The organism is Candidatus Zixiibacteriota bacterium (assembly GCA_036397555.1).
GTDB lineage: Bacteria > Zixibacteria > MSB-5A5 > WJJR01 > WJJR01 > DATKYL01.
On the sequence record DASWIS010000008.1, the window covers coordinates 1 to 14,261 of the forward strand.

The 14,261-nt window shown below is 58.0% G+C and carries 1 protein-coding gene; it reads left to right on the forward strand.

The window, feature by feature from the left end; all coding sequences use genetic code 11:
* The first annotated feature begins 28 nt into the window (after positions 1-28).
* Entirely contained in the window at positions 29-14,200 is a 14,172-nt protein-coding gene (locus VGB22_01480; protein ID HEX9749949.1) for an Ig-like domain-containing protein, read from the forward strand.
* Positions 14,201-14,261: the final 61 nt, after the last annotated feature.

A 14,261-nucleotide genomic window follows, 5' to 3' on the forward strand; every position in this document is an offset into this window, starting at 1 on the left:
GTTTGACTCCGACCCGGCGACGTTCACGGTGACCGCGGTCAACGATGCGCCGGTGGTATCGGACATCCCCGGCGAGACGATTGTCGAGGGTGGCAGCTTCGCGACGATCAATCTCGACGACTACGTCAGCGATATTGACAATCTGGACAGTGAGATCAACTGGACCTACTTGGGCAACACCGAGTTGCTCGTTGACATCACCGCCCGTGTGGCGACGATCACGACCCCGACACCGGACTGGAACGGCTCGGAGACGATCACGTTTACGGCCACCGATCCCGGCCTGCTGTTTGACTCCGATCCGGCGACGTTTACGGTCACGGCAGTGAACGATGCGCCGGTCGTATCCGACATTCCGAATCAAACCGTACCTGAGGGCTCGACTTTCACCACGATCACGCTCGATGACTATGTGAGTGACGTGGATAATCTCGATTCAGAGATCAGTTGGACCTACGCGGGCAACACCGAACTGACAGTCAGTATCGTCAACCGTGTGGCGACGATCACGATTCCGGACATCGAGTGGAGCGGTTCGGAGACGATCACGTTCACGGCGACCGATCCCGGTCTGCTGAGCGACTCGGACCCGGCCACGTTTACTGTAACCGCGGTCAACGATGTGCCGGTCGTGTCCGACATTCCGGATCAAACCATTGCCGAGGGTTCTTCATTCACGACGATCACACTCGACGATTATGTCAGCGACATTGACAACCTGGACAGTGAGATCAACTGGACCTACGCGGGCAATACCGAGTTGACGGTCGATATCACCGCCCGTGTGGCGACGATCACGATCCCGAGTGCGGACTGGAACGGCTCGGAGACGATCACGTTCACGGCGACCGATCCCGGTCTGCTGAGCGACTCGGACCCGGCCACGTTTACGGTAACCGCGGTCAACGATGCGCCGGTGGTTGCGGACATTCCGAATCAATCCGTAGCTGAGGGATCGACCTTCACGACGATCACACTCGACGACTACGTCAGCGATATTGACAATCTCGATTCAGAGATCAGTTGGACCTACGCGGGCAATACCGAACTGACGGTCGATATCACCGCCCGTGTGGCGACGATCACGACCCCCAATCCGGACTGGTACGGCTCTGAGACGATCACGTTCACGGCGACCGATCCGGGCCTGCTGAACGATTCCGATCCGGCGACGTTCACGGTGACCGCGGTCAACGATGCGCCGGTGGTCAGCGACATTCCCGACCAAACGATCGGCGAGGGGGCATCGTTTGCAACAATTGCGCTGGACAATTATGTCAACGACGTGGATAACCTCGATGCAGAGATCAGTTGGACCTACGCCGGCAACACCGAACTGACAGTCAGTATCGTCAACCGCGTGGCGACAGTCACGATCCCCAATCCGGACTGGAACGGCTCGGAGACGATCACGTTCACGGCGACCGATCCGGGCCTGCTGTTTGACTCCGATCCGGCGACGTTCACGGTGACCGGAGTCAACGATGCACCTATCGTATCCGACATTCCGAATCAAACCGTGGCTGAGGGATCGACCTTCACGACGATCACACTCGACGACTATGTCAGCGACGTTGACAATCTGGACAGTGAGATCAGTTGGACCTACGCGGGCAACACCGAACTGACGGTCGATATCACCGCCCGTGTGGCGACGATCACGATTCCGGACATCGAGTGGAGCGGTTCGGAGACGATCACGTTCACGGCGACCGATCCCGGCCTGCTGTTTGACTCCGACCCGGCGACGTTCACGGTGACCGCGGTCAACGATGCGCCGGTGGTGTCCGATATACCGGATCAAACCATTGCCGAGGGTTCGTCATTCACAACAATCGCACTCGACAACTACGTGACCGATATCGACAATCTTGATTCAGAGATGAATTGGAGTTACTCGGGCAACACCGAATTGAGTGTGTCGATCGACCTCAACCGGGTTGCCACGATTACTGTGCCCAATCCGGACTGGAACGGCTCGGAGACGATCACGTTTACCGCGACCGACCCGGGTCTTCAGTTTGATTCGGATGCCGCTGCGTTTACTGTGACCGGCATCAATGATGCGCCAGTGGTTGTGGACATCCCGAATCAGACCGTGGCTGAGGGATCGACCTTCACGACGATCACACTCGACGACTTTGTCAGCGACGTTGACAATCTGGACAATGACATCAGTTGGACATACGCCGGCAATACGGAATTGGCGGTCGATATCACAGCACGTGTGGCGACGATCACGATTCCGGACATCGAGTGGAGCGGCTCGGAGACGATCACGTTCACGGCGACCGATCCCGGTCTGCTGAGCGACTCGGACCCGGCCACGTTTACTGTGACCGCGGTCAACGATGCGCCGGTGGTGTCGGACATCCCCGGCCAGAGTGTGGCGGAGGGAACCTCCTTCGCGCCGATCAACCTCGACAATTACGTCACCGACATCGACAACATCGTTTCCGAGTTGACATGGAGCTACAGCGGAAACAGTCAGTTGAGCGTTTCGATCGTCAACCGCGTTGCCGTGGTCACTGCCCCGCATGCCAATTGGAATGGCTCCGAGACGATCACCTTCACGGCGACCGATCCTGGCCTGCTGTCGGATTCCGACCCGGCAACGTTCACAGTCACGGGCGTCAATGATGCGCCGGTGGTCAGCAATATCCCCAATCAGACTATTGTTGAAGGTGCATCGTTCGCCACAATCACCCTCGACAATTACGTGAGCGACATCGACAATCTCGACAGCGAGATGAGCTGGACTTACTCCGGCAACTCGGAACTCAGTGTTTCAATCGATGTCAATCGGATCGCCACGGTCACTGTTCCCTCGCCCCAATGGAACGGAAGCGAGACCATCACATTCACCGCGACCGATCCCGGTTTGCTGAATTCTTCAGACCTGGCGACGTTCACTGTCACGCCGACCGATGACGCACCCGTGGTGTCGGACATTCCGGATCAGACAGTGGCCGAGGGATCGACATTCACGACTATCACTCTCGACGACTACGTGGCTGATCCGGATAACCTGGACAATGAAATGTCCTGGACGTATTCCGGCAACACCGAGCTGTCAGTCAGCATCAGTGTCGCGCGAATCGCCACGATCAGCATTCCCGACCCCGATTGGAATGGGTCGGAATTGATCACATTCACGGCAACAGACCCGACGCTCCTGTCGAACTCCGACCCGGCCACGTTCACCGTGACGGCCGTCAATGACGCGCCCGTCGTGGGCGATATTCCCGACCAAAGCGTCTCCGAGGGTTCCGGATTCGCGACGGTGAACCTCGACAACTACATCACGGATGTCGACAATCTCGATTCTGAAATCAGTTGGACCTATTCGGGCAACACCGAACTCAGTGTCGTCATTGATGGCAGCCGGGTCGCGACGATTACCGCACCGAGCGCCGACTGGAACGGCGCGGAGGCGATCACGTTCACGGCAACCGATCCGGGCCTGTTGAACGACTCCGACCCGGCGATATTCACGGTGACCGGCGTCAATGACGCGCCGGTGGTCGGCGACATTCCCAACCAGACGATTGCCGAAGGAGCGTCGTTTGCAGCGATTGCCCTGGATAACTACGTCGTCGACATCGACAACCTCGACAGTGAGATCAGTTGGACCTATTCGGGCAATAGTGCGCTGACCGTGTCGATCAATGGCAGCCGTGTCGCCACCATCACAGTTCCGGGCCCTGACTGGAATGGCGTTGAGACGATCACGTTCACCGCCACAGACCCCGGGCTGCTGGCCGATTCGGACCCAGCCACGTTCACGGTCACCGCTGTCAATGACGCGCCGGTCGTCAGCGGCATCCCCGATCAGACGATTGACGAAGGTGCGAGCTTCACCACGATCAATCTCGACAACTATGTCGCAGATGTCGATAACCTCGACTCTGAGATGAGCTGGAGTTATTCCGGGAACATCCAGCTCAGCGTGTCGATCGTCAACCGTCTGGCCATCATCACAACACCGAGTCCCGACTGGAACGGCTCGGAGACGATCACGTTTACGGCAACCGATCCGGCCCTGTCAGCAGGATCAGATCAAGCAACATTCACCGTGACAGGCGTCAACGATGCCCCGGTGGTCGGAAACATACCTAATCAGACCATTTCCGAAGGATCGACGTTCGCGACCGTCGATCTGGACAGCTATGTCAGCGATGTCGATAACCTCGACAATGAAATCACCTGGAGTTGGGAGGGTCAGACACAGCTTTCCGTGTCGCTGAATGTTAATCGTGTCGCAACGATTACGATTCCCAACGCCGACTGGAACGGCTCCGAGACGATCACGTTCACCGCCACCGATCCGGGGCTCCTCAGCGACTCCGATCCCGCGACCTTCACGGTTACAGCGATCAATGATGCGCCGGTCGTCAGCGATATTCCCGATCAGACAGTGGCCGAGGGATCCAGCTTCACTACGATCAACCTGGACAATTACGTCGACGACGTCGACAATGCGGATAACCAGATCAGTTGGACGTATTCGGGCAACACGGAACTGACGGTCAGCATCGTCAGTCGTGTGGCGGCGATCGGCATCCCGTCGCCGGAATGGAACGGCGCCGAGACGATCACGTTTACCGCCACCGATCCGGGACTGCTCTCCGACAACGATGCCGCGACCTTCACGGTGACAGCGGTCAACAACGCCCCCGTCGTCAGCGACATCCCCAGTCAGTCGGTTCCGGAGGGTTCGTCTTTTACGACCATCGCCCTCGACGACTACGTAACCGACAGCGACAACCTCGACTCCGAGATCAGTTGGGCTTACTCCGGCAACACGCAGTTGGGGGTGAGCATCGTCAATCGTGTGGCAACCATCACAATCCCCGATCCCGACTGGAATGGGTCGGAGGTGATTACGTTTACCGCGACCGACCCGGGCCTGCTGAGCGATTCCGATCCGGCAACGTTCACGGTCACCGGAGTCAACGATGCCCCGATCGTGAGCAACATCCCGAGCCAGACAATCGCCGAAGGCGCCTCGTTTGCGACCATCACGCTCGACAACTACGTCAGCGACATCGATAACACCGATGCGCAGATGAACTGGACGTACTCGGGGAATTCCGAATTGTCGGTCGTGATCGATATCAATCGCATTGCCACGATCACTCCACCCTCGCCGACCTGGAACGGCTCCGAGACGATCACATTCACGGCCACCGATCCCGGACTCCTGAGTGACTCCGATAGCGCGACATTCACCGTGAACGCGGTCAACAACGCCCCGGTCGTCAGCGACATCCCCAATCAGACGATATCCGAGGGCGGTTCATTCACAACGATCAACCTCGACAATCATGTTTCAGACATCGACAACCTCGACAGCGAGATCAGTTGGACATACTCCGGCAATACGGCGCTGCTGGTGAACATCAGCGCCAGCCGCGTCGCCACCATTACGACTCCGAATCCGGATTGGCATGGCTCTGAGATCATCACATTTACCGCGACCGATCCGAGCCTCCTGTCGAATTCCGATCCGGCGACGTTTACCGTCACGCCGGTCAACGACGCCCCGAACGTCGGGGACATTCCCAACCAGACGATCACCGAGGGTGCGTCATTCACCAGCATCAATCTGGACAACTACGTAACCGACGTCGACGACCTCGCTTCCGAAATGAGCTGGAGCTACGCGGGGAACGTGGCGTTGACGGTGTCGATCACCAATCGCGTGGCCATCATCACGATTCCATCAACCGACTGGAACGGTGTGGAATCGATTACGTTTACCGCGACTGATCCGGGCTCCTTGAGTGACTTCGACGCGGCCTTGTTCACGGTCACTGCGGTTAACGATGCGCCCATCGTGACGAATATCCCGAGCCAAACGATTTCCGAAGGGCAGACATTCGCGACGATCAATCTCGATGCCTACGTCAGCGATGTCGACAATCTCGACGCGGAGATGGATTGGACGTGGGAGGGCAATACCGCGCTGTCGGTCTCGATCGGTGTCAATCGGATCGCGACGGTCACCATTCCGTCACCCGATTGGTTTGGCACCGAGACAATCACCTTTACGGCGACTGATCCGGGTCTGCTGAGCGACTCCGATCCCGCCACGTTCGCCGTGACCGCTGTCAATGACGCGCCGGTGGTCAGTGACATTCCGAATCAGACGATCGCCGAGGGATCATCTTTCGCCACGATCAGTCTCGACAATTATGTCACCGATGTCGATAACACGGATGATCAGATCGTCTGGACCTACGCGGGCAATGCGGAGTTGACTGTCAGCATCAACACGGGCCGGATCGCGACGATTGGCATCCCGTCGTCGGAATGGAGCGGATCGGAGACGATCACGTTCACGGCGACCGATCCGGGACTGCTCTTCGACAATGATGCTGCAACATTTACGGTCACGGCGGTCAACGACGCGCCGGTCGTCGGCAACATCCCGGATCAGACAGTACCTGAGGGATCGACATTCACCACGATCACGCTCGATACATACGTCACGGATCTCGACCACGCGCCCTCCGAGATGGCATGGACATACGCCGGCAACAGCCAGCTCTCTGTCAGTATCAGCGCGGGCCGCATTGCGACGATTACGATTCCCAATCCCGATTGGAATGGCACAGAGGTTATCACGTTCACTGCGACCGATCCGGGTCTGCTGAGCGATTCCGATCCCGCCACGTTCACCGTGACCGCTGTCAATGATGCACCGGTGGTCAGCAACATTCCCAATCAGACCATTGCCGAAGGCGCCAGTTTCACGACCATCGCGCTCGACGATTACGTCGTGGATATCGACAATTCTGACAACCAGATCACGTGGACCTATTCCGGCAATACAGAGCTGAGTGTCTCGATTGATGTCAATCGCATCGCAACGATCTCGCCGCCCTCACCAACGTGGGATGGCAGCGAAGTCATCACGTTCACGGCGACCGATCCGGGGCTGCTCAGCGATTCCGATCCGGCGACTTTCACCGTGACGGCGGTCAACGATGCCCCGGTTGTCAGCAATATCCCCGATCAAACGGTTGCGGAGGGCGGCACATTCACAACGATCAATCTCGATGACTATGTCACCGACATCGACAATTTGGACAGCGAAATCAGTTGGACATACTCAGGCAATACGGAACTATCGGTCAGCATCAGCGTGAGCCGTGTAGCGACGATCACGATTCCGAATCCCGATTGGAACGGGTCGGAACTGATTACGTTCACAGCCACTGACCCCAGTCTGCTGTCGAATTCCGATCCGGCGAACTTCACGGTTACGGCGATCAACGACGCGCCTGTGGTCGGAGACATTCCCAATCAGACGATAGCCGAGGGCGCTTCGTTCACCAGTATCAACCTGGACAATTATGTCACCGACGTCGACAACCTGGCGTCGGAGATGGCCTGGGGCTACGCGGGCAACGTGGAATTGAGCGTTGCGATTGTCAACCGTGTGGCGATAGTCACGACCCCCTCTGCGAATTGGACCGGCTTCGAGTCGATCACCTTCACGGCAACAGACCCCGGATCGCTGAGCCATTTCGATGCGGCCGTTTTCACGGTGACGCCCGTCAATGACGCTCCCGTAGTCAGCAACATCCCGAATCAGACGATTGCCGAGGGCGCCACGTTTGCAACGATCGACCTCGACAGCTATGTGAGCGACGTCGACAACCTGGATTCGGAGATCAGCTGGAGCTGGGTTGGGAATACCGCCTTGAGCGTCTCATTGGATGTCAATCGCGTGGCAACCATCACGATCCCCTCGCCAGACTGGAACGGCAGCGAAACCATAACATTCGAGGCAACCGATCCCGGTCTCCTGACCGATTCGGATCCGGCGGTGTTCACAGTCACGGCAGTCAATGACGCGCCGGTTGTGAGCGACATCCCGGATCAAACCGTGGCTGAGGGCGCGACGTTCGCGACGATCAACCTCGACAATTTCGTGACGGATGTCGACAACATTGACAATCAGATTAGCTGGACATTCTCCGGTAACACGGAACTGACGGTCGATATCACGAATCGCGTCGCGACGATTGCGATCCCGTCGCCAACATGGAACGGCAGCGAAGTCATCACGTTCAGGGCGACCGATCCGGGACTGCTCTTCGACGAGGATGCCGCGATCTTTACCGTTACAGCCGTCAACAATGCTCCCGTTGTGGCGGACATCCCGGGGCAGACGATTTCCGAGGGATCGAGCTTCACGACGATTTCGCTCGATGGATATGTCAGCGATATCGACAATCTGCCCTCGCAGATGACCTGGACTTACACAGGTAACACGCAGTTGAGCGTGAGCATTAACGCCAGCCGGATTGCGACGATCACGATCCCGAATCCCGATTGGAATGGAGTCGAGATCATCACGTTTACGGCGACCGATCCGGGTCTGCTGAGCGACTCAGATCCGGCAACGTTCACGGTGACGGCAATCAACGATGCCCCCGTCGTCAGCGACATACCCGACCAGACAATAGCGGAAGGGGCGTCGTTCGCAGCCATCAATCTGGATGACTACGTCAGCGATGTCGACAATCCGGACAGCGAGATCGAGTGGACGTATTCCGGCAACTCCGAACTAACCGTCAATATCGTGAGCCGCGTGGCCACGGTGTCCACTCCGTCTTCGACATGGAACGGCTCCGAAACAATCACGTTTACCGCGACCGATCCCGGTCTGCTCAATTCTTCCGACTTGGCAGTGTTTACCGTGTCCGCCGTAAACGACGGACCCGTTGTGAGTGACATACCGAATCAGACGATCGCTGAAGGATCCACGTTTGGCACGATCACGCTGGACAATTACGTCACGGACATCGACAACATCCCGGCGGATATGAGTTGGAGCTATTCGGGCAATACTGAGCTCACTGTCAGCATCAGCGCCGGCCGCGTCGCGACCATCACCGTCCCTGACCCGGATTGGAACGGCTCCGAGACGATCACATTCACGGCCACTGATCCGGGCCTGTTGTCCGACTCGGACCCCGCCACGTTTACCGTCACGGGGGTCAATGATCCGCCGATCGTTAGCAACATCCCGAGCCAGACGATCGCCGAGGGAGCGAGTTTTGCGACGATCAACCTCGATGATTACGTCAGCGACATTGACAATCCGGATAATACGATCAACTGGGTGTACTCGGGCAACATAGAGCTGACCGTTATCATCGATATCAACCGTGTGGCGACGATCAATGTGCCGTCGCCGACCTGGAACGGATCGGAAACCATCACCTTTACGGCGACCGATCCGGGACTGCTGAGTGATTCCGACTCGGCGACGTTCACGGTCACCGCCGTCAACAATGCCCCTGTTGTCAGCGACATTCCGAACCAAACGATCACCGAGGGCGGGACGTTTACCACAATCGCGCTCGATGACCATGTAACCGACGTCGACAATCTCGACAGCGAGATCAGTTGGACATACTCGGGCAACACGGCGCTGTTGGTGAGTATCAGTGGCAGCCGCGTGGCCACGATATCGACTCCGGACCCGGACTGGAACGGATCGGAAACCATCACCTTCACAGCGACCGATCCGAGCCTGCTTTCGAATTCCGACCCGGCGACGTTCACAGTGACGCCTGCGAATGATGCGCCGGTGGTCGGCGACATCCCGAATCAGACGATTTCTGAGGGGGCATCGTTCACGAGCATCAACCTGGACAACTACGTCACCGATGTCGACAACCTCGCCTCGCAAATGTCGTGGAGTTACGCGGGCAATGTGGCGTTGAGCGTTTCCATCGTGAACCGAATCGCCATCATCACGACGCCCTCGAGCGATTGGAATGGAGTAGAATCCATCACCTTCACCGCCACTGATCCGGGCCTGTTGAGCGATTTCGACGCGGCTGTGTTTACGGTGACGGCGGTCAACGATGCTCCGATTGTCACGAACATTCCCAGCCAGACGATCGTGGAGGGCTCGACCTTCGCGACGATTCCACTCGACACCTATGTCAGCGACGTCGACAACCTCGATGCCGAAATGGCTTGGTCGTGGGAAGGCAATACGCAACTGACAGTCTCCATCGACGTGAACCGTGTGGCAACCGTAAGCACTCCATCGCCCGATTGGAATGGATCGGAGACGATCACGTTCACGGCGACCGATCCCGGACTCCTGGGCGATGCTGATCCGGCGACGTTTACGGTGACTGCCGTCAATGATGCGCCGATTGTCGGCGACATTCCCGATCAGACCGTCACTGAGGGGTTGACATTTACGTCGATCAATCTGAACGACTATGTCACCGACGTCGACAATGCCGATAACCAGATGAGCTGGTCGTACGCCGGTAACACTGAACTGACTGTCAGCATTGACCCCAGCCGTATCGCGACGATCACGATTCCGTCTCCGACCTGGAATGGCAGCGAGACGATCACGTTCACCGCGACCGATCCGGGCCTGCTCTCCGATTCCGACGACGCAACGTTTACCGTGACCGCGATCAACAACGCGCCTGTTGTCGGCAACATCCCCAGCCAGACTGTGTCCGAGGGTAGCTCCTTCACGACGATCGCGCTCGACTCTTATGTGTCCGACGTTGACAACCTCGACTCCGAAATCAGTTGGACTTACTCCGGCAATACCGAGTTGCTCGTGAGTATCGATCTCAACCGAATGGCAACCGTGACAGTTCCGAACCCGGACTGGAACGGTTCAGAGGTGATTACCTTCACGGCGACCGACCCCGGTCTGCTGAGCGACTCCGACCCGGCTACGTTTACGGTCACGGGCGTGAACGATGCTCCGGTCGTCAGCGATATCCCGGACCAGACGATCGCTGAAGGCGGCAGTTTTGCAACCATCAGTCTCGATAACTACGTCAGCGACGTCGACAATGGCGACAACCAGATGGACTGGAGCTACGCAGGCAATACCGAACTGAGCGTCAGCATCAGCGCCGGCCGCATTGCCACGATTACGATTCCATCACCGACTTGGAATGGTTCGGAGACCATTACGTTTACGGCAGCCGATCCCGGCTTGCTCTCCGATTCCGATCCGGCCACTTTCACCGTCACATCGGTCAACAATGCGCCGGTGGTCAGCGACATCCCCAATCAGACGGTTGCGGAGGGATCGAGCTTCACCACGATCATTCTCGACAACTACGTCACTGACGCCGACAATCTCGACTCGGAGATCAGTTGGTCGTCATCCGGAAACGTCGAGCTGTTGGTGAGCATCGACGCCGGTCGGATCGCTACGATCACCATTCCTCAGCCCGATTGGAACGGGTCGGAGACGATAACCTTTGCAGCGACCGATCCCGATCTGTTATCCGACTCCGACGCGGCGACGTTTACCGTGACGGCCATCAATGATCCGCCGATCGTGAGCGATATTCCAAACCAGACCATCGCCGAGGGCGCATCGTTTGCAAGCATCAACCTCGATGACTATGTCACCGATGTGGACAATGCGGCTTCCGAGATGACATGGACTTATTCCGGAAACGTCGCGCTCAGTGTGTCGATTGTTAATCGTGTCGCAATCGTCACAACGCCGTCCCCGGATTGGAACGGGGTGGAGTCGATTTCGTTCACGGCGAGGGACCCCGGACTCCTGAGCGATTCCGACCCGGCGGTGTTCACCGTCACGGCAGTCAACGATGCCCCGATCGTGGGCGACATCCCCGATCAGACCATCGCCGAGGGAGCAACGTTCGCGACCATCAACCTCGACAGCTATGTGACCGACGTGGACAATCTCCCCTCCGAGATGACCTGGAGCTGGGTCGGGAACACACAACTGATGGTGTCCATCAACGTGAGCCGCGTGGCGACTATCACGATTCCGTCTCCTGACTGGAATGGTTCCGAGACGATCACGTTCACCGCGACCGATCCGGGCCTGTTGTTCGACAATGACCCGGCAACGTTTACCGTCACGGCGGTCAACGACGCCCCGGTCGTCGGCGACATCCCCGATCAGACGGTCGCCGAAGGTGGGTCGTTTACCTCGATCAATCTCGACGATTACGCCGCCGACGTGGACAATCCCGACAGCGAGCTCAGTTGGACGTTCGCCGGCAATACGGAATTGACCGTCGACATCACCAATCGTGTTGCGACGATATCGATTCCGTCGCCGAATTGGAATGGATCGGAAACGATCACATTCACTGCCACCGATCCCGGCCTGCTGTCGGACTCGGATCCGGCGACATTTACTGTCAGCGCGGTCAACAATGCGCCGGTTGTGAGCGACATCCCGGATCAAACGGTGAACGAGGGCTCGACGTTTACGACTATTTCGCTCGATAACTACGTCGACGATATCGACAATCCGGATCCGGAGATCACTTGGACATACGCCGGTAACACCGAGCTGACCGTCAGCATCGACGTCAGTCGGATTGCAACCATCACGATCCCCGACGTGAATTGGAACGGCTCCGAGGTGATCACATTTACGGCGACCGATCCCGGTCTGCTGAACGATTCCGACCCGGCAACCTTTACCGTGACATCGATCAATGATGAGCCGGTGCTGTCAGCCATTGGCCCACAGTCGACGCCGGAGAGTACACCACTGTCGTTCGGCGTCAGCGCCACCGATGATGATGGCGAGATACCGGCGCTGACGACGTCGGCCCTGCCCGGAACGTCCGTCTTCAACGATAACGGCAATGGGACTGGTATTTTTGATTGGACGCCCAGCTTCATCGATGCCGGTGTCTATCCCGTGACGTTCTATGCGGAAGACGCATTGGGAGCTATTGACAGTGAAGTCGTGACAATCACGGTTGTGGAGGTGGGGAACCAGCCGCCCGTTCTCGATTCGATCGGATCGCGTAACGTGCAGGAATCCTCAATCCTCAGCTTCACGGTTACCGCCAGTGACGCTGAGAGCATACCATCTTTACGAGCGGAGGGACTGCCAGGCACTGCGACATTTGGTGACAACGGAAACGGTACGGCGGACTTCGATTGGAACACGACCCTGAATGACGCCGGCGTATACATCGTGCTATTTATCGCAGAGGACGACTCGCTCGCAGCGGACTCCGAATCGGTCACGATCACAGTCGGCAACACGAATCAGGACCCGACCGCAAATGCCGGCCCGGATCAGGGCCCTTTGTCCCTCGGTACTCTGGTGGCTTTGGATGGATCCGCGTCGAGCGATCCGGACGGTGACTCGCTCGGATATCATTGGCGACAAATATCGGGTCCGGCCGTGGTCCTCTCGGACTCCAATGCCGTGAATCCCACATTCACTGCGACGACGGCAGGAACGATTGTTCTCGAGCTCAAAGTCGACGACGCTACCGTGACGTCACCGCCCGATCTGGTGACGATCACCGTATTCTCCGAGCCGTCGGCCGTCGTCGATCTGAACGCGGCCGTAGTGGGGAATACCATTCAATTGACTTGGTCGGATGTTACAACCGACACTTCGGGTGCGCCGACATCGGTCAGTCGTTACGTCGTCTACCGTGGCACGAGCGCGTACTTTGCGCCCACGCCCGCGGATTCCATCGGCAACGTCCTGCAGGGGCAGCAGGGGTTCACAGACAACAACATCGGCGGCGCCGACGTCGTCGGCGACACCGGTACGAACTACTTCTACTGCATCCTGGCCGTCGACGTTGCGGCCGGTCGCTCGGCGCTGTCCAACCGCGTCGGCGAGTACGACTACCGCATTTTCACGACCAGCACGACCGACTACACGCTCATCATGATGCCGTTTGCCAATACCGGCATCACGACCGCATCTGATCTGATTCAGTCGATCGGGGTGGGAAACGTGAACACGGTTAATCGTTACGTGGCCGCATCTCAGAGTTACGAGTCGCGATTTGCGGCGGGCTTTGGGACAAACTTCGCGGTCGTCCCGGGCGGCATCTATCAGGTCAACGCCAGCGCGCCGACGATATTCTCGGTCGCCGGGCGTGTCCCGGCCCCAGGGTCCGTCTCCTACCCGATCGTGACTACGTCGACGACCGATTTCTCGTTTATCGCCATTCCCTTTGAAGAGGAACTGAACTACGCGACGGCGCAGGACGTCATCGACGCGCTGCCGGGTGTCTTAAACACGTTGAACCGATTCCGCCCGGCGTCGCAGAGCTACGAGTCGCGATTTGCCGCCGGATTCGGGACAAACTTCCCGGTCAGGCCGGGGCAGGCGTATCAGGCCAATGCCGCCACGACCGGGACATTCCCGGTCCCCTAAGCGGGTCCGGCCAAACGTTCGACATTGATAATGAATAGGGAGATGTACATGCAGAGACCTT